At 64.7% G+C, this 18,422-nt stretch carries 17 protein-coding genes; 7 read left to right on the top strand and 10 right to left on the bottom strand.

Annotated features, from left to right (window positions below; translation table 11 throughout):
• Window positions 1–17 precede the first annotated feature (17 nt).
• A complete protein-coding gene (locus tag IVB07_RS26100) occupies window positions 18–788 on the bottom strand; it encodes an SDR family oxidoreductase (protein WP_018456902.1) in 771 nt (256 codons plus the stop codon).
• A gap of 176 nt (window positions 789–964) precedes the next feature.
• Complete coding sequence (locus IVB07_RS26095) at window positions 965–1,252, bottom strand: hypothetical protein (RefSeq protein ID WP_007593600.1); 288 nt, start codon at window positions 1,250–1,252, stop codon at window positions 965–967.
• A gap of 54 nt (window positions 1,253–1,306) precedes the next feature.
• On the opposite strand from IVB07_RS26095, the gene IVB07_RS26090 reads away from it, so the two are divergent.
• From IVB07_RS26090 to IVB07_RS26080, 3 genes are all read left to right on the top strand, one after another.
• On the top strand, window positions 1,307–2,719 hold the full coding sequence (locus tag IVB07_RS26090) for a CoA transferase (RefSeq protein WP_018456901.1): 1,413 nt from the start codon (window positions 1,307–1,309) through the stop codon (window positions 2,717–2,719).
• A 145-nt stretch (window positions 2,720–2,864) separates the two neighbouring features.
• Window positions 2,865–4,109 carry an efflux RND transporter periplasmic adaptor subunit gene (locus IVB07_RS26085; protein WP_018456900.1) on the top strand — a complete coding sequence of 415 codons (1,245 nt, stop codon included), beginning with the start codon at window positions 2,865–2,867 and terminating at the stop codon, window positions 4,107–4,109.
• A gap of 38 nt (window positions 4,110–4,147) precedes the next feature.
• Entirely contained in the window at window positions 4,148–7,264 is a 3,117-nt protein-coding gene (locus IVB07_RS26080; protein ID WP_018456899.1) for a CusA/CzcA family heavy metal efflux RND transporter, read from the top strand.
• A gap of 9 nt (window positions 7,265–7,273) precedes the next feature.
• Here the strand turns inward: IVB07_RS26080 and IVB07_RS26075 are convergent, their stop codons facing one another.
• The 6 genes from IVB07_RS26075 to IVB07_RS26050 form a co-directional block, all read right to left on the bottom strand.
• Complete coding sequence (locus tag IVB07_RS26075) at window positions 7,274–7,843, bottom strand: LysE family transporter (RefSeq protein ID WP_231188709.1); 570 nt, start codon at window positions 7,841–7,843, stop codon at window positions 7,274–7,276.
• Between the two features lie 257 nt (window positions 7,844–8,100).
• Entirely contained in the window at window positions 8,101–9,063 is a 963-nt protein-coding gene (locus tag IVB07_RS26070; RefSeq protein WP_018456897.1) for an amidohydrolase family protein, read from the bottom strand.
• Between the two features lie 51 nt (window positions 9,064–9,114).
• Window positions 9,115–9,672: a hypothetical protein gene (locus IVB07_RS26065; RefSeq protein WP_018456896.1), complete on the bottom strand. Its 558-nt coding sequence runs from the start codon at window positions 9,670–9,672 to the stop codon at window positions 9,115–9,117.
• 24 nt (window positions 9,673–9,696) lie between these two features.
• Window positions 9,697–11,094 (bottom strand): TolC family outer membrane protein, encoded by a 1,398-nt coding sequence (locus IVB07_RS26060; protein WP_204510676.1) that lies wholly within the window; start codon window positions 11,092–11,094, stop codon window positions 9,697–9,699.
• Between the two features lie 222 nt (window positions 11,095–11,316).
• Window positions 11,317–12,096, bottom strand: coding sequence for an enoyl-CoA hydratase (locus tag IVB07_RS26055; RefSeq protein WP_018456894.1), 780 nt, complete (start codon window positions 12,094–12,096; stop codon window positions 11,317–11,319).
• A gap of 151 nt (window positions 12,097–12,247) precedes the next feature.
• Entirely contained in the window at window positions 12,248–12,904 is a 657-nt protein-coding gene (locus IVB07_RS26050) for a hypothetical protein (RefSeq protein WP_018456893.1), read from the bottom strand.
• 293 nt (window positions 12,905–13,197) lie between these two features.
• Here IVB07_RS26050 and IVB07_RS26045 point away from each other — a divergent pair, with 293 nt between their 5' ends.
• Both IVB07_RS26045 and IVB07_RS26040 read left to right on the top strand, forming a co-directional pair.
• Entirely contained in the window at window positions 13,198–13,743 is a 546-nt protein-coding gene (locus IVB07_RS26045) for a sigma-70 family RNA polymerase sigma factor (protein WP_018456892.1), read from the top strand.
• A gap of 2 nt (window positions 13,744–13,745) precedes the next feature.
• Window positions 13,746–14,384: a DUF1109 domain-containing protein gene (locus tag IVB07_RS26040; protein ID WP_018456891.1), complete on the top strand. Its 639-nt coding sequence runs from the start codon at window positions 13,746–13,748 to the stop codon at window positions 14,382–14,384.
• A 10-nt stretch (window positions 14,385–14,394) separates the two neighbouring features.
• On the opposite strand, the gene IVB07_RS26035 is transcribed toward IVB07_RS26040, so the two are convergent.
• Window positions 14,395–15,498, bottom strand: coding sequence for a DUF2336 domain-containing protein (locus tag IVB07_RS26035; protein ID WP_026233261.1), 1,104 nt, complete (start codon window positions 15,496–15,498; stop codon window positions 14,395–14,397).
• A 63-nt stretch (window positions 15,499–15,561) separates the two neighbouring features.
• The gene (locus IVB07_RS26030) at window positions 15,562–16,719 is read right to left on the bottom strand and encodes a GGDEF domain-containing protein (RefSeq protein WP_247766741.1); all 1,158 of its coding nucleotides are present in this window, start codon (window positions 16,717–16,719) and stop codon (window positions 15,562–15,564) included.
• A 433-nt stretch (window positions 16,720–17,152) separates the two neighbouring features.
• Here IVB07_RS26030 and IVB07_RS26025 point away from each other — a divergent pair, with 433 nt between their 5' ends.
• Window positions 17,153–17,722 (top strand): sigma-70 family RNA polymerase sigma factor, encoded by a 570-nt coding sequence (locus tag IVB07_RS26025; protein ID WP_007593582.1) that lies wholly within the window; start codon window positions 17,153–17,155, stop codon window positions 17,720–17,722.
• On the top strand, window positions 17,719–18,414 hold the full coding sequence (locus IVB07_RS26020; protein WP_026233260.1) for a hypothetical protein: 696 nt from the start codon (window positions 17,719–17,721) through the stop codon (window positions 18,412–18,414). Before IVB07_RS26025 ends, IVB07_RS26020 begins: the two co-directional genes overlap by 4 nt.
• Window positions 18,415–18,422: the final 8 nt, after the last annotated feature.

Here is an 18,422-nt window from a genome sequence, read left to right as displayed (position 1 = left end):
GCAATGACGAGTTTGTTCTAAAAATTCACCCGGTTCGAGATCGCGCCGTCCACCACCAGATTGGAGCCCGTGGTGAACCCCGACACCGGGCTCGCCAGAAACACCGCTGCGCTCGCGATCTCCTGCGGCGTCGCCATGCGGCCGGTGGGGTTACGCTTCATCGCATCATTGTAGCGCTCGGGCATGTTATGCTCGATCGTATTCCAGACGCCGCCCTTGAAATAGACCGTGCCTGGCGAGACCACGTTGACGCGGATCTTCTTCTTCGCGTACTGCCGTGCCAGCCCCTTGGCCATGTGGATCAACGCAGCCTTGATCGGGCCGTAGGAACTCGCCGTGTCCGCTTGCGCCGCGGAGATCGATGAGATGATCACGAAGGCGGCGTCGCCACCCTTGTCGCCACTAGCCTCGAGGAACGGCCGCGCGGCGTCGAACGCGTGCACGGCGCCGAGCAGGTCGAGTCGAAAATTCTGCTCCCACGACGCGGCATCATGGCCTTGTGCCATTGCGCCCGCGTTAGAGAACAGCATGTCGATGCCGCCAAGCTCCTTTGCAGCATTCTCGATCCAGGATTTCAGTGCCGCGCCGTCCGTGACATCCACCGGACCGCCGGTCGCGCGGATCCCGCTGGCCTTCAACTCCGTAACCGTGGCGGCAACCTGGTCCGCGTTGCGTGCACACACCGCGACATTGCTGCCTTCGCCGGCCAGCGTCGCCGCAATCGCCCGCCCGATGCCGCGCGTCCCGCCAAGTACGATGGCGTTCTTGCCTTTGAGACCGAGATCCATTGGTTGGTTTTCCTTTTTTGTTGGTCGCAGCTAGTGTAGCTGTTTCGAGAGATGCCCAAAAGCCTCCACATCGTCATTGCGAGGAGCTCTTGCGACGAAGCAATCCAGACTGCCACCGCGGAAAGACTCTGGATTGCTTCGCTTCGCTCGCAATGACCGTGTGGAAACAGCGGCCCTCACTCCGGTGCCGCCCCCACCGGCGGGCCGCCGGGCGGGCGGTGCAGGAATGTCAGTGAGACGTAGGCGCCGGCCCAGGAGCCGATCGCCGCGAAAGCCACATAGAAAGCGTTTTCGGTGTAGCTGATCACCGCATAGGAGGAGAGCATGTACCAGACCGCGCTCCAGTTCGCCGCGGGCACGCGCTTGCGCGCGATCACGGCCGAGGTAAACATGACATAGACCGCGTCGGTGGCCGCCGTTGCGATGAACACGGCGCCTGCGGTGAGAGGATCGATGGCGGCCATTGCATGTCCTTGTGTGCTAATGCGATGGTCGCAAACTAAAGGGAGAGAAGGGTCATGCAAAGCCCCACCGAGATTCTCAGCAACATCTGGACCTCCGCTGGCGGTGACGCCGCCGCGCTCGCGCGCGTCCGGCTGACGGGCGAGGAGCCGCAGATCCCGTCCTCATTTCGCGTCGCAATTGCCGGCCAGACAACGATCGCCGCCGCCGGCCTTGCCGCCGCCGAAATCTGGAGATTGCGCAGCGGCGAAGCGCAGGACGTCAGCGTCGACCTGCGCCATGCCGTCGCCGAATGCCGCTCCGAGCGCTACTTGCGCGTCGACGACAAGCCGCCGCCGCCCGCTTGGGACGCCATCGCCGGCGTCTACAGAACCGGCGACAACCGCTTCGTCCGCTGCCACACCAATTTCCCGCATCATCGCGACGCCGTCTGCAAGGTGCTCGGCTGCGAACCCGAGCGCGAGAAGGTGCAGGCCGCATTGATGCAATGGAAGAGCGAGGATTTCGAGACTGCGACCTACGCCGCGGGCGGCGTCGTTGCCCTGATGCGTTCGTACGACGAATGGTCGGCGCTGCCGCAGGCCCGCGCGCTCGCCGAATTGCCGCTGGTCTCGATCGAGAAGATCGGCGAGGCCCCGCCGAAGCCATGGCCGCAACGATTGCCAAAAGGCGATCGCCCGCTCGCAGGCCTGCGCGTGCTCGATCTCTCTCGCGTCATCGCGGGGCCCGTCGCCGGCCGCACGCTCGCCGCGCATGGCGCGGATGTGCTGCTCGTGTCAGGCCCCGAACTGCCGGCCATTCCGTGGCTGACCATCGACACCGGGCGCGGCAAGCTCACCACCTTCATCGAGCTGAAAAGCGAGGCCGGGCGTGCGCAGTTGCGCGAGCTCTTGAGAGACGCCGATATCTTCTCGCAAGGCTATCGCCCGCGCGCGCTTGCCGCTCTCGGCTTCACGCCGGAGGACGCAGCGACAATCAACCCCGGCATCGTCTACCTAACGCTGTCAGCCTATGGCCATGCCGGTCCCTGGGCTGAACGGCGCGGCTTCGATTCGCTGGTGCAGACCACGACCGGGTTCAACCATGCCGAAGGACAGGCTGCCGGCATCGATGGACCGAAGGAATTGCCGGCGCAGATGCTCGACCACGCCACCGGCTATCTGATGGCGTTCGGCGCGATGATGGCCAAGGCCCGCCAGGCCCGCGAAGGCGGCAGCTGGCACGTGCGCGTGTCGCTGGCGCAGACCGGGCGCTGGCTGTGGAATCTCGGACGGCTCGAAAAGGGCCTGAATACCCCGGATATTACGGGCGAGGCCGTACACGCTGCATTCATCGAGAGCATGCCATCTGGCTTTGGCACGTTGAAGGCGGTGCGCCATTCGGCGCTGCTGTCGAAGACGCCTGCGCAATGGAGCCGTCCGGCGATGCCGCTCGGCAGTCATCCGGCAGAGTGGCCGGTGACAAACTGACGTGAAGCTGACGTGTCGCAAATTTTTAACGCAAACCGAAAGGCGGCCGGCGTTTTTTAGGTTGTTTGAAATCACAATTCGGCACTATTAGCGCGACCGATGACGCTGGCATCCGCTGGTATCATCGCAGACATGACCGGGCCCCATGGTAGTTGAAAATACCAAGCGTTTGCAGGTGCTTACAAAACAACGGGTAATTACATCCGTAGTTTTACTAGCTCTTGCCGGTGCCGGGGCCTACGGCTTCCTCTATGCGGGAGCCAAGGAGAAGAGCCACTCCGAGATCTCCAGCCAATCGCGCAGAAATGCGCAGAACTTCACGCCGACGCCGTCCGAATGGGCGACGCTGACGATCGAGCCGGTCAAGGCCAAGACCTTCCGCGCCGAGTATGTCACCGAGGGCAAGGTCGCAGTCGACGAGGACCGTTCGACGCCGGTGTTTTCACCCTATGCAGGCCGGGTGACCAAGCTGCTCGCCAAGCCAGGCGAGGTGCTGAAGCAAGGCCAACCGCTGTTCACGATCGAGGCCGCCGACACCGTGCAGGCCCAGAACGATTTCATTGCGGCGATGAGCTCGCAGAACAAGGCCAAGTCGGCGATCGATCTTGCCGATATCCAGTTCAAGCGCGCCAAGGACCTCTACGAGGGCCATGCCATCCCACTGAAGGACTATCAGCAGGCGGAAGCGACCCAGGTTCAAGCGCTGAACGACATGCGCTCCTCGGCGACAGCGCTGGAAGCCGCGCGCAACAAGCTGCGGATCCTCGGCTTCACCGACGAGACCATCAAGGCGTTCCAGGACAAGGGCGTCATCAATCCGGAAGTCACGATCTATTCGCCAATCGCAGGCACGGTCGTGCAGCGTAAAATTGGCCCCGGCCAGTACGTCAATTCGGGCGCCAGCGATCCGGTCTTCGTCGTCGGCGACCTCTCCACGGTCTGGCTCACCGCCTTCGTGCGCGAGAGCGATGCGGCTGCCGTGTGCATCGGGCAGGACATCACCGTCAACGTGATGGCGCTCCCGGGCCGTCCCTTGACCGCCAAGGTCAACTACGTCGCCGCCGCGATCGATCCGAACACCCGTCGCCTGCTGGTCCGCGCCACCATCGACAACAAGGACGGTCTGCTGAAGCCGGAGATGTTCGCCAACGTAACGATCTATTCGTCCGGCGACCGCGCCGCGCCGGCGGTACCGAAGCAGGCCTTGATCTACGAAGCCGACAAGGTCCGGCTCTGGGTGGCACGCGAGGACAAGTCGGTCGAGCTGCGGGAGATCAAGATCGGTCTCATCAATGGCAATCTCGTCGAGGTCACCAGCAATCTGAAGCCCGGCGAGCAGGTGGTCACCAAAGGCAGCCTGTTCATCGACCGCGCGGCGTCCGGCAGCTGATCGACGGGCCGGGAAAAAAAGACAAGCTGAAGACCTGAATGGATCGCCTCGTCGCCCTTGCCGTCAACCGGCGCTTCCTGATGGTCGGGATGTTCGTCGCCGTGCTCATCGGCGGCCTGATTGCGTTCAACCAGCTCAACATCGAGGCTTATCCGGATCCGACCCCGCCGATGGTCGACATCGTGACGCAGAGCCCGGGCCTGTCGGCGGAGGAGATCGAGCGCTACATCACGATTCCGATCGAGACCCAGGTCGCGGGTCTGAAGAACGTGACGACCATTCGCACCATCTCGCTCTACGGCCTCTCCGACGTCAAACTGCAGTTCTCGTTCGCTTACACCTATGACGAGGCATTGCAGCAGGTGTTGAACCGCCTGGCGCAGCTCGCGCCGCTGCCCGGCAATGTGCAGCCGCAGATCTCGCCGCTCAGTCCAATTGGCGAAATCTTCCGCTACCGTCTCGTCGGCCCGCCGAACTACAGCGTGCTCGACCTCAAGACCATCCAGGACTGGATCCTCCAGCGGCGCTTCCGTGCCGTGCCCGGCGTGATCGACGTCACCGGATGGGGCGGCAAGAGCAAGACCTACGAGCTCCAGGTCGACTTCAACAAGCTGGTCGCCAACGGCCTGACGCTGCCGCAATTGCTCCAGGCGGTCGGCAATTCCAACGTCAATGTCGGCGGCAACACCGTCAATATCGGTCAGCAATCGGCCGTGGTGCGCGGCGTCGGCCTGATCCGCTCGATCGACGACCTCGCCAACACCATGGTCTCGCAGACCAACGGCAATCCGGTGCTGGTCAAGGACGTCGCCACCGTCACCGTCGGCCAGAAGCCCCGTCTCGGCATCGCCGGCCTCGATGAGTCCGACGACATCGTGCAAGGCATCGTCCTGATGCGCCGCGGCGAGCAGAGCTCGCCAACCATCAAGCGCGTCCACCAACTCGTTCAAACCATCAACGACTCCAGCATCCTGCCGCCCGGCGTGCGCATCGAGCGCATCTATGACCGCGGCGACCTGATCGACCTCACGACCCACACTGTGCTCCACAACATGGTGATCGGAATTCTGCTGATCGTGTTGCTGCAGTGGATATTCCTCGGCGATCTCCGCAGTGCGCTGATCGTCGGCGCCACCATTCCGTTCGCGCTGTTCTTCGCGGTGATCATCCTGGTGCTACGGGGGGAATCGGCGAACCTGTTGTCGGTCGGCGCGATCGATTTCGGCCTGATCGTCGATGCCACCGTCATCATGGTGGAGGCGATCTTCCGGCGCCTGACGCAGACGACGCCGATGTCGGAATCCGAGCAGATGTCGTCCGAGACGCTGTTCGGCATGAAAAGCCACGCCATTCTCAGCGCGGCGGCCGATGTCTCTCGTTCGATCTTCTTCGCCGCGGCCATCATCATCGCGGCCTTCCTGCCGCTGTTCACGCTCTCCGGCGTCGAGGGCAACATCTTCGGACCGATGGCCCGGACCTATGCCTACGCGCTGGCCGGCGGTCTGCTTGCGACGTTCACCGTCACTCCTGCGCTGTCGGCGATCATTCTGCCGGCGCATGTTCATGAGACCGAGACCAGGGTGATGCTGATCCTGCATCGGATCTACATGCCGGTGCTGCATTGGGCGGTCGCCAACCGCGGCATCATGCTCGGTGGCGCGTTCGGCCTCGTACTGATGACGGTTGCGCTCAGCCGCTTGCTTGGCCTCGAATTCCTGCCGAAGCTGGAGGAGGGCAATCTCTGGATCCGCGCCACGCTGCCGCCGACCATCTCGCTTCAGGAAGGCAACTCCTACGTCAACGAAATGCGCAAGGTGATCCGCGCGCGGCCTGAAGTGGAATCCGTGGTGTCGCAGCACGGCCGCCCCGATGACGGCACCGACGCCGCCGGCTTCTTCAACGCCGAGTTCTTCGCGCCCCTCAAGCCCGCCAGCCAATGGCCCGGCACCCGCGACAAGGAAGAGTTGACCGCGCAACTGCTCAAGCAGCTTGACGATCGCTTCCCCGGCGTCGAGTTCAACTTCTCGCAATATCTCCAGGACAATGTCTCCGAAGCCGTTTCCGGCGTGAAGGGCGAGAACTCGATCAAGCTGTTCGGCAGCGATCTCCAGGCGCTGACCGACACCGCCAACAAGATCAAGTCGGTGCTATCAACCGTGCAGGGCGTCACCGACCTTGCCGTGTTCACCTCACTGGGGCAGCCGACCATCCAGATCGATATCAACCGTGCCAAGGCCGCGCGCTATGGCCTCGCGCCGGGCGACATCAACGCCACCATCAAGGTCGCGATCGGCGGCGACACCGCCGGTGACATCTACGAGGCAGGAAGCGACCGCCACTTCCCGATCATCGTTCGTCTTGCGCCGGAATTCCGCAGGAGCGCCGAGGCGATCCAGAATTTGCGGATCGGTGCGCCCGGACCGAACGGCACCGTCACGCAGATCCCCCTGAGCGAGGTCGCCACCATCAGCCTCGTCTCGGGTGCGGCCTACATTTATCGCGAGCAGCAGGAGCGCTATCTGCCGATCAAGTTCTCGGTACGTGAACGCGACCTCGGCAGCGCCATCCGCGAGGCGCAGCAGAAGATCGCCGCTCAGGTGCAACTGCCGCCCGGCGCGCACATGGACTGGGTCGGCGAATTCGGCAATCTCCAGGACGCGATCCGGCGATTGTCGATCGTGGTGCCGATCTCGCTGGCGCTGATCGGCGTCCTGCTCTGGTTCAATTTCGGCTCGATGACCGACACGCTGCTCGCCATGAGCGTGATTCCGATGGCCATCTTCGGCGGCGTGCTCGGTCTCTTGATCACAGGTACCGCCTTCAGTGTCTCGGCGGCGATCGGCTTCATCGCGCTGTTCGGCATCGCCGTGATGGACGGCATCATCATCCTGTCGCAGTTCAACCAACTCATCGAAGAGGGCATGGACCGCATGACCGCGGTGATACGCACCGGCGAATTGCAGCTTCGGCCGGTGCTGATGACCTGCGTCGTCGCCGGCATCGGCCTGTTGCCGGCCGCGCTGTCGGAAGGCATCGGCTCGCAGGTGCAGAAGCCGCTTGCGGTCGTCGTGGTGACAGGCATGATGCTCGCCCCTATCGTGATCCTGGTGACGCTGCCGGTGTTGATCTCCTTCTTCTCCCGCCGCGCACGCTGACGCCGCCAATCACAGCATCCGCTGCGCGATCCGCACCAGCATCATGGTGCCGAGGCCCAGCAGCATCAAGCTGGCCAACCGACTGCTCATCGACAGCATGCGCGGCGTCAGCCGTGACCGCGCCATTGCCACGATCGTGCTGAGCACGGTCCACCAGATCGCGGAACCGACGAAGACACCGGCGATCAGCGGGGCTGCCGCGGTCTGCATTGAAAAGGCGTGCAGCGCAGCCAGAAACAGGATGACGGTCAGCGGATTGGTGAACCCAAGCGCGATGGCGCTGAGATAGGCCCGCGCCAGATGCACGTTGTCGACGACGTCGGTCGTCTGGAGCGCGACCGAGCCGCGATGGGTCCGGATCGCGAACCACAGCAGCGTGAGCGCCGAGACGGTGCCGAAGCCGGCGGCATTGGCCTCGACCCGGGGCTGTGCCAGCGAGCCCAGTCCTAAAACCGCGAGAGCGCTGTAGGTGAGATGCACGGTCGCGGCGCCGAAGCCGGTTGCGAGGCCCGTGGCCATGCCGGATGCCAATGTGCGCTGTATGCACAGCATGCCCATCGGTCCGATGGGGGCGGCCACGGTGAAACCAATTCCAATGCCGGAAAAAAGCGCGGCAAGATAATGCGATAAAGGCATGCACCCGCACGAACAAATGAAATCTGTGCGTGTGCGTAGCCCCGAAAAAGAATCGCCGCCTCAACCAGAAGGGTGAGAAACGGACGAGAGCACAAACACGTTCGTGTGAGTCCAACGAGTTTGTGCCTTCGCGACAACAGTTCCACGCCTCATTGTGGAACCGTGTCGCGGTCGTTGAACCGAATTGCGCTTGGCGCGACTCAGAACCCGTAGAGTTGCGCCGGGTTGTCGACCAGGATCTTCTTGCGCACATCTGCATCCGGCGCCCACACCGGAAGCTGGTTGAGCAGGCGGCCGTCGTCGATCTGGTAGAGCGGCGCGATGTCGGTGGCTTTGCGTCCCTCGACACGGCTCGAATCCGGATGCGGCCAGTCCGTGCCCCAGACGATGCGGTCCGCATTCGCCGCGATCAGTGCGCGGGCATAGGGCACCATGTCCTGATAATCGGGCGCGAGCTTCGAGGAGCGATAGGCGCCGGAAATCTTGACATAGGCCTTGCCGGATTTCACCAGCGCGACCAGGTCGGAAAATCCCGGCTGCTCCAGCCCAAGCGAGGCCTCAAGGCCGCCGAAATGGTCGAATACAACGGGTACTGGCGCCGTCTCGACGAGGTCCTTGATCGCCGAGATCATGGGAAGCGTCGTGTAGAGCTGCACGTGCCAACCGCGCGCCTTCATGCGCTCGACTGCGGCGGTGAAGCGCGGCCGGCCGACATTGGGGTCGTTGACGCCGCCGGTCGCGAGATTGAGGCGGACACCGCGAAAGCCGTCTGCCTGCATCGTGTCAAGCTGGGCCTCGGTCGTTTTGTCGTCGATCACGGCCACCCCGCGCGCGGCCGCGCCACGCGCTTTCATGCCGAACAGCGTCGACGAGTTGTCGGTGCCGTAGACGCTCGGCGTCACGATCACCACGCGCTCGATATGCAGCGCCTTGTGCAGCGCGGCCATCTCCTCCGGCGAAGCCGGTTCCGGCGTGTAGACGCGGCCCGCGAAGAACGGAAATTTTTCGACATCGCCATGGATGTGGGTGTGACAGTCGCAGGCATGGGCCGGGACGTCGAAATTGACCGGAGTGGCGGGCTGCGCGGCACGTGCGTGGGCTTTGTTCGACATGGCAACTCCGGCGGCAAGGGAGGCAAGCAGGACGCTGCGTCGGCTGAGCATGGTTTCTCTCCCTGTATTATTATTTGGCAGTGGCATCGTGACAGTATCACATCAGCCCGGCAGCCGCTGCGCTTCGCTGCATAGCTGCTCGACGAGGTCCGCAAGCAGGCGTGAGCCGTCGACGCGCACGACCGGGCAGGGCAGCTTCGCGAGCCACGCCTCATCTCTTGCGAGACTGCGACCCTCGCGATCGCCGGCTTCGTAGTGCGAGGCCCAGTCGACGAACGACTCCGCCTCCTCATGACGCCAGCCGCCCTGTGCGACGGCATCCGCTCCGAAATGCGTAGCCTCGCGGTCACGCAGGCGCTGCAAGCGAAGCTCGCGCGGCGTCGTCACAAAGACGACGAGATCGAAGAATGGGATGAACTCGTCGCCCCAGCCGGTGACCGTTCCGCTCAGCACCCAATCGAGCCGCGGCAGAAACATCTCGCGCATCAGGCGCAGACGCTCGGCAGCGGGGCGCGTGGTCTGGTAGGGCGGCGCCGTCGGCAGCCAGAAATAATCATCGCTGTCGTGATGCGGCAGCGCAAGCCGGCTCGCGAGCGCGCGGCCGATCGTCGTCACGCCGGAGCCGGAGGCTCCCATCAGATGGATGCGGCGGCTTTTCATCGGCACCAAGCCAGACGATTGAAACTACTGCCCCGATGGCGTGCGCAGGCCGTGCCAGGCGTCGCGGACCTGCTGGTAGTGCACCTCGGGCAGATAGTCCGGCGTGTTCAGGCTCAAGGTCTTGACGTCGAGATGGCCGACGGCGCTGAGCAGCGTGTAGGAAGCGATCACGCGGTCGCGATTGGCGCCGATCAGGCGGGCCTTGGCCTGGATCAGATCGGCCTGCGAGTTCAGCACATCCACCGTCGTGCGCTGTCCGCCGGCGGCCTCGCGCTGCACGCCCTGGAGCGCGACGGTCGCCGCCTTCACTTCGGACTCCGAAGCCGAGACCGCGATCTTGGCGCCTTCATTGGCAACCCAGGCGCTGACCGCCGCCGTGCGCGCCTGGTTGCGCACCTGATCGAGCACGAGCCGGCTCTGCGCCCTGATTTCCTTGGCCTGCCGGGTCTGTGCGGCGGCCTGGCCGCCGTCGTAGATCGGCACGGTGACATTGGCGACGATCGAGGCCTGATCTTCGGCGAAGGTGCCGAGCGTCGGGTCGTTGTTGCGGCTCTTGCTGGCGCTGCCCTGGACGCTGGCGCTCGGCAGCAGCGCGCCTTCGGCGACGCGGATGTTGGTGGAGGCGACATCGACGTCGAAGCCCGCCGCCATCACCGCTGGGTGCTGGCGGATCGCCATCGTCAGCGCGTCTTCGCGGCTCTTCGGCAGATAGCGGTCGACGACTTCGGCGGCCCGAAGCTGCGACGGCGCATTGCCGATCACCTGCGCGTAGATCGCCTGGCTCACCGCCAGCGCGACTTCCGCGGCGTTGAGATCGGAAAGCCCGCGGTTGAGCCGCGCCTCGGCCTGGGCGCTGTCGGTCGGCGTGACGTCGCCGGCGTTGAGGCGCCGCTGGGTGACCGAGAGCGTTTCGCGCAGGAAGGCGACGTTGGAGCGCTGCGCCTCGACCAGCGACTGGTTGGCGAGGACATTGGTGTAGGCGGTGACCGCGTCGAGCAGCACACCCTGGCCGACGTTGCGCAGCGCCTCGCGGCCAGACTGCACCTGGAGTTCGGCGGCGCGCACGTTGTTGGCGGTGCGGAAACCGTTGAACAGGGTCTGCGACACGGTGACGCCGATGATCCATGGCTTCAGATTGGCGGTCTGGATGGTGTTGTCGGGCAGCAGGTTGCGCACCGACTGCAACCCGGCGCTGAGGCTTGCCACGATCTGTGGCCGGTAGCCGGCGAGCGCCTGCGGCACGTTCTCGTCGGTGGCGCGCTGCCGCGCACGCTCGGCATTGAGTTGCGGATTGGTCTGGTAGGCCTTGGCGAGCGCCTCCGGCAGCGCTTCCGCCCGTGCGGCCGAGGGCAGGGCGCAACACAGCGCCAGCGTGGTCCATGTCGCGAGCACAGGAGCCACGCCCGATCGATGCCGCGTCATCACGCGACCAGCTCTGGCGGCACGCCCAATCATGTAATCCCGCAAATCCCGGCTGTCCGCCCCCGCCGACGGCGGCTCTCTTAGCTGTTTAACCAGCCGAGGTCCCGCAGGCAAACTGCCGCGGGGGAAACCCCCATGTATTCCGTGCTTGTTGCAGGCACGTCACAGGGATTCTGCGGGAAAGCGGCAGAGCCTTACACCAGGCTGACCGCTCGCCTGCCTTTACCTGTTCTTGTTCACCGGCTTCCGCTTCTCGATGAACGCCGCCATGCCCTCGGAGCGGTCCTCCAGTGCGAAGGTCGAGTGGAACAGGTTGCGCTCGACGCTCATGCCCTCGGCGAGCGTGGTCTCGAAGGCGCGGTTGACCGCTTCCTTGGCCATCGCGACCGCGGGCCGCGACATCGCGGCGATCTTCTCGGCCGCGGCCATCACCTCGTCCATCAGCTTGTCGGCGGGAACGATGCGGCTGACCAGGCCGCTGCGCTCGGCTTCGGCCGCATCCATCATGCGGCCGGTGAGGCAAAGGTCCATCGCCTTGGACTTGCCGATCGCACGGGTCAGGCGCTGGGTGCCGCCGATGCCGGGGATGGTGCCGAGCGTGATTTCGGGTTGACCAAATTTGGCGGTGTCGGCGGCGATGATGAAGTCGCACATCATCGCGAGCTCGCAGCCGCCGCCGAGCGCATAGCCTGCGACCGCGGCGATCGTCGGCTTGCGGCAGCGCGCGACCCGATCGCCGCCGATCGCGGCAAAATCCTCCGAGAACATGTCGATGAAGCCTTTCGGCTGCATCTCCTTGATGTCGGCGCCGGCAGCAAACGCCTTCTCGCTGCCGGTCACGACGATGCAGCCGATGGCGTTATCGGCTTCGAGATCGTCGACGGCCGCGGCGATCTCGCGGAAGACGCCGAAGGAGAGTGCGTTGAGCAGCTTCGGCCGGTTCAGCTTGATGATGCCGACCGCGCCTTTGCTTTCGACGATGATGTGTTCGAACGTGCTCATGCTCCACCCACGCTTTTGGTTGAGCGGGCAATGTGCCCGCTCGCGCGGTGGGCTTCAAGAGGCCGCAAAGCCATCGGCGCGAGGACGGCCGGAACACGCGGCCAGATGCGCGTTCCGGACCAGGTCCCGCGGGCCGGCGATCAGGCCAAAATCACGCCATGAACATACGCGCGGCGGAGGCCAGCGTCAGCAGCGTGCCGACGCCGATGAAGATTTTTCCGATCAGGGAGCTCTGGTCCCAGGCCGAGCTCTGCTGGCTGCTTGCCATCACCGGCGCCGGACGCGGCTGCGCGTCGATCACCGCCCTCTGCGCCGGCGTGTTGTCCTGTTGCAGGGCGCGGTCGATGTCGTTGAGCTGATCGGGTGCGACGACCTGGCTCTCGGCGTTCGGGGCGGCGGTATTATCGGCCGCGGCCTGGACGTTGTCGTTGGCCCGGCCCGTCATTGCGGAAGCGGCAGCCGCGGTCGGCGTATCGGCGGCGGCGAGTTGCGCGTTGGCGTTGGCGATTTCCGGCGGCATCTGGCTCGAGGTCGGCGCGTCACGATTGTCGGCCTTCGTCTCATCGGCCGTTGCCGCGGCGTCCTTCTTGTCGGCCTTGTCGTCGGATTTTTCTGCCGTCTTGGTGTTGTCGCGGTGACGCGACGTGTGATGCCGCTGCTTGGTCGGCTTGACCGTGTCGGCCTGTTTGCCCGCGCTGTCCGACTTGCTGCTTGCGGCTGAATTCGGCGCCGCCTGTGCAACGCCCCCGAACAGCAAGAAAAGCCCGGCCAGGAGAATCAGGGCCGCGCGCCCGCTGGCTTTCATCATGTTGACGATCTCCCCAAATTCCGCCCGTCCCGGGACTGAACAGAGACCCTGGGGCGTGACCACAGCGGGGCAGAAAATGGGAATCTTCGGGCCACACCGGGCAAAAGCGCGGCAAAACCGCTGCCTTCGCAGCCGGCCGCGGGGTGCGGACTGGACCGATCGGTGTTATGAGCCGTCGCAGATCCTGACGGCCGCATCGGTCGCGTGGCCAAGCAAGATCACGAATTCGTGATCTGGCTGATGCCAGCGTAACAAACTGAAAGAGCGGCCGAATTGCATGGTGAGGGGCGCGCGTGCGCGGACGTGAGGACGAGTGGACCGGCCTGATGCGGTCGGCCATGGCAGGCGATGACGCGGCGTATCAGCGCCTGTTGAAGGCGGTCACGCCTGTGCTGCGCGCTGCCGCGAGGCGCGGCCTGGCTCGGGCCGGGCAGCCTCCCGACCAGGCCGAGGATATCGTGCAGGAGATTTTGTTGGCGGTGCATCTGAAGCGGCACACTTGGGACAGCGAAGCCCCCTTCGCCCCGTGGCTGTTTGCGATCGGCCGCAACAAGCTGATCGACATGCTGCGGCGACGGGGCAGGCGGATCTTCGTCAACATCGACGATTTCGCCGAGACCCTGCCGGGCGAGGCGCCGCAGGAGACGGTCTCGGCCGGCGAAGTCGCCAGCCAGCTCAATACGCTGCCGCAGCGCCAGCGCGACGTGTTGCAGTCGATCGCGGTCGACAGCACGTCGATCAAGGACACGGCGGTGAAATATTCGATGAGCGAGGGCGCGGTGCGGGTCGCGCTACATCGCGGACTTGCCGCGCTGACTGCCAAACTGCGGGACCAGTAGTCATGGACACCGATCAACTCATTCGCTCGCTCGCGGCCGACAACGCCCATCGTCCGCCGCGCGTCGGCGCGGTGCTGACCATGGCGCTGCTGGTCGCTGCGCCGCTGTCGATCCTGATCTTCGCCACCTTTCTCGGTGTGCGTCACGACGTGATGAGCGCGATGCACAACCCGTTCTTCGACATGAAGTTCGCGGTCACGCTGTCGCTCGCGATCCCGGCGATCATCGTCAGCCTGCATCTGTCGCGTCCCGAGGCCTTGCTGCGTGGCTGGGGCTGGCTACTGCTGCTGCCGGTCGGGCTGCTCGCGGTGGCGATCGGCAGCGAGGCGATGATGGCGCCGGCCATGCCGATGACGATGCGACTGGTGGGCAAGAATTCCAGGGTATGCCTGTTCGCAATCCCTGCGATGTCGCTGCCGCTGCTTGCTGGGGCCCTGTTCGGCCTGCGTCACGGCGCGCCGTCCCATCCGGCGCTCGCCGGGGCTCTCGCCGGCCTGGTGTCGGCCGGGCTCGCCGCGACGCTGTACGCTTCACACTGCACCGACGACTCGCCGCTGTTCGTCGCGACCTGGTACACGCTCGCCACCGCGTTGGTGGCGGCAATTGGCGCGCTCGTGGGGGCGAGGGTCCTACGCTACTAGCTCGCCGGCTTCACGCCGCCGGCGTCGCGCCCTGCTGCATGCGGTGGAAGCGCAGCACCTGCTGCGCGGTCGAGCTGCGCAGCGCCTCGTAAGCGTCGCGTAGCGTCAGCATGTCGGTCTGCGAGCCGCCTGAGAGCTTCTCGCGCAGGGCAATGATGGCGCGGACGCTCGACCATTGCATGGCCGCGACCTTGGCGAGGATCATCACGCCCTCGATCCGGCTTTCGATCATCATGGTCTCGGCGGTCTCGACTGCGACGCCCGCAAGCGCCGCGAGCCCCGCATTGGTCTCGTCGAACTTGCCCTGCTCCGCGAAGGTGGCGACCTGGAGCTCGGTGAGGCGGCCGTCCTCATGCAGCGACTTCACCAGCGCGCGCGCCCTCTCGGTCTGCCTGGTCATGCTGGCGGCGCGGATTCGCTGGGCCGCTTCCTGGACCACGCTGGACACGTCGTCCGCGAACTCGGGGTGCGCGGCCTCCAGCTTCCTGCGCACGGCCAAGGAGGCCTTTGCGACCAGCTTCAAATAATGATGGCGGGGCAAGTCGGGCCGCAGGCCGATGCAACTGGCGAGGTCGTCGTCACGCTCGGCGCGGGTCACGAGGTCGGCGAGACTTCCCTCCGACAGTTGCGCACCCGGATTGCTGACGGTCGATTGCACCACGTCCTCGTCGCCGCGGGTCACCAGCACGTCGGTCAGCGCTTCCGACAGCACCCGCCGTAGCGAGATCGCCTTGAGATGGGCTTGACCCCTGGTGCGCGCGATCTCGATCAGGATCTCCTCGTCCAGCCGTTCGGATTTCGACAGCACCGGGCCGGAAACCTCAATCACCTCGTCGAGCGCGAGCGTGCGGATGATCTTCGGCGGCGCAGCCGCGATCGGTGCGAGGCGGTCGGCGAGCAGCGCCTTGGCGGACGTCTCGATCTGCTCGATCAGGCATTGGAACACGTCATCGAACACACGAACGTGGTCGTCGGAATAGTCCGAGGCGTTGCCCACGAAGAGATCTGTGACGCGGCGCAGCGTCTCGACCCGGTGCGCGACGGTGCCGTGCGAGAGCGCGGTTTGCAATTCCTCGAGCAGATTCTCGGATGATTTGGCGGATTTAGATCTCATTGCCCTGTCCTGGCGCGTTCGGCCCGGCAGCGGCTTCGGTCGCGCCGGGAGAAAATGGATTGATCAGCTGGTTGCAATGCGGTTGCGCCCCTGTGCCTTGGCGGAATAGAGCGCGCTATCGGCGCGCACGAGAAACGTGTCGGCGGTATCGTTGTCGCGCAGCGTCACGACGCCCGCGGAAATGGTCACGCGCATGCCCGGGGAGAATGCGCTCCAGTCCAGATCGGCGACGATGCCGCGCAGCCGATCGAGCGTGCGCGATGCCGCATCGCCGTCCGTCGCCGGCAGCAGCAGCAAGAATTCCTCGCCGCCGTAGCGGCCGAAGCAGTCGGCCGGGCGGATGTTGGCGAAAATGGTGATTGCGAAGGTGCGCAGCACCTCGTCGCCGACGGGATGGCCATGGGCGTCGTTGATGCGCTTGAACCAGTCGAGATCGATGAGTGCGATCGCGCAAGGGGTCGATGTCTGCCGCGATTTTTCGATCTCGGCGTCGAGAAGCCGCATGATGCAGCGGCGGTTGTAGGAGCCGGTGAGTTCGTCGAGCTCCGCCAGCTCCTCGATGCGCTGATAGGCGGCCTTCAGCTCGATGCTGCGCCGGTACAGGATCTTGCGCAGCGTGGCGCCGAACAGGCCGAGGAAGGCGCACTGGCCAATCACCAGCACGAAGCACAGCATCGAGGCGGCCCGTTGCAGCTGGGTCGTAACCGGCAGTCCGATTGGCAAGTCCGAGGCGAGGAAGACCAAGGCGAGCCCGCAAGTGGCGAGGCCCCAGGTGAGCATCGCCTGGCTCGATGTCATACGAAGCGTGCCGAAGGCGAAGATCAGAAACAGCACGGCAAGGAACGCAACTCCGACTGTCGGCACCGCGAGCAGGAACAGCAGCTGCAGCGACATATGCGCCGAGATCTGGAAGACGGTGAGGTAATGATCCTCGAACCGGTCGCCGAAGCCCGCTTCCGACAGCACGGTGAAGGTTCCGATGGTCAGAAGGCCGCCGAGCCAGAACAGTGACGGAACGCCCATGGAGATGACGCCGTCATAGGCGTAGAGCAGCAGGACGGAGGCGCCGAGCGAGTAGCTCGCCACCTGGCCGACATACATCTGGCGCCGCTGCCGGATCCGGCGCGCCAGGACCTCGGGTGCCGCAGCCGCGGTCGTCAGGGCGAGATCCGCGGCCTCAGCGGCATTCCTCTCGGGAAAGGACGTCGCAGCCGTGCTCATGGTCCCGCCCAATGGTGGATGTCAGCCCAAAAATCTACGTGGCAAGCCTTTAGGTTTGGTATCCTTCGAAACCGAATCCACGCTGTGCAGCGCAGGAGCGGGGACGTCGAGCGGCCGAGGAATTTGCCGGCCGTGAGGCGTCGTGTGCGACGCGGTCGAGCCAAAGCAGGGCTTCGGAAGACATATGTCGTGCTAGGCTGCTAAGGTTCCATGCACGTCGGCTTCTCTATGCTGGACGGCATTGCTCAGGAAAGTGCTTCATTACTATGTTACCGTTCTTGAGCGCGGCGCCCAGCCGCGGGTGGCAAAAGGAAATTTCGCGTATGTGGGGTAGATCACACAGCCTCCCGTATGACTGCGGTAGGCTGAACAATTTTACCCCTCCCGTCGAACCGTCTGCCGCATCGACCCGACCAATCTTGCGAGACGGCCTTTGAGCGTGACACAAGCGGCTTCGGACGAGATCCTGATCGCCAGGATCGCTCAAGGCGACCGGCTCGCCATGCAGGTGCTGTACGGGCGGCACCATGTAAGGGTGTATCGGTTCGGCCTTCGGCTCGTGCGGGACGAGCAGGCGGCGGAAGACCTCATCAGTGAGGTATTTCTCGACGTCTGGCGTCAAGCCGGCAAGTTCGAGGGCCGATCCGCCGTTTCCACCTGGCTGCTGGCCATTACCCGATTCAAGGCCCTGTCTGCGCTTCGGCGCAGGAAGGATTTTGAGTTGGACGACGACGCCGCGAACGCGATCGAGGACACGTCCGACAATCCGGAAACGGCGGTGCAGAAGAAGGATACCAGTGAAGCGTTGCGGGAGTGTCTGACGGGCCTCTCGCCGGATCATCGGGAAATCGTCGATCTCGTCTACTACCACGAGAAATCCGTGGAAGAGGTGGCCGAAATCGTTGGCATCCCGGAGAACACTGTGAAGACGCGCTTGTTCTATGCGCGCAAGAAATTGGCCGAACTGCTGAAGGCAGCCGGCATTGAGCGAGGCTGGCCATGATGGCTTTGAGCAAGAAGATGCTGGAGCAAGAGCCCGGTGAAATTGAACTGCTGCTGCCGTGGCACGCCGCCGGCACGCTGAACCCGCGCGATGCGCGCCGCGTCGACGAGGCGCTAGCGCGCGATCCCGAGCTCGCGAAGCAATATGCCGCGATCCGCGGCGAGTATGAAGAGACCATTCATCTGAACGAGAGCCTGGGTGCTCCGTCGGCGCGCGCGATGCAGAAGCTGTTCGCGGCGATCGACGCCGAGCCCGCGCGGGCGGCCGGTTCGCTGCCGCTGTCGGCGCGCATCGCCACCTTCTTTGCGAGCCTGTCGCCGCGCACTCTCGCCTGGTCGGCGAGCCTTGGCGCCATGGCCCTCGTGCTGCAAGCCGGAATCATCGGCGCGGTGTTGACGCAGACCCAGACTGCGACCTTCCAGACTGCTTCGCTTTCGACCAGCGCTCCGATCACACGCGACCTCGGCACGACCGTCCCGCCAGCGCGCGCGCTGGTACGCTTCACGCCCGAGGCGCGCGTCGCCGACATCACCGCATTGCTCGACGGCTACCAGGCTTCGATCATCGGTGATGCCAAGGGCGGCATGTTCCGCCTCCAGTTCGACAAGGCGATGAGCCGTGACGAACTCAACTCGCTGCTTGGCAAGATGCAGCGCGAGAAGTTCGTCAACCTCGCCGTCGCGGCGCCGTAAGGCGCTTC

The sequence above is a fragment of the Bradyrhizobium sp. 172 genome (genome assembly GCF_023101065.1).
Classification (GTDB): domain Bacteria; phylum Pseudomonadota; class Alphaproteobacteria; order Rhizobiales; family Xanthobacteraceae; genus Bradyrhizobium; species Bradyrhizobium canariense_D.
Note: the sequence above shows the minus strand (reverse complement) of the source record. Positions and strands in the feature narration are given on the sequence as shown.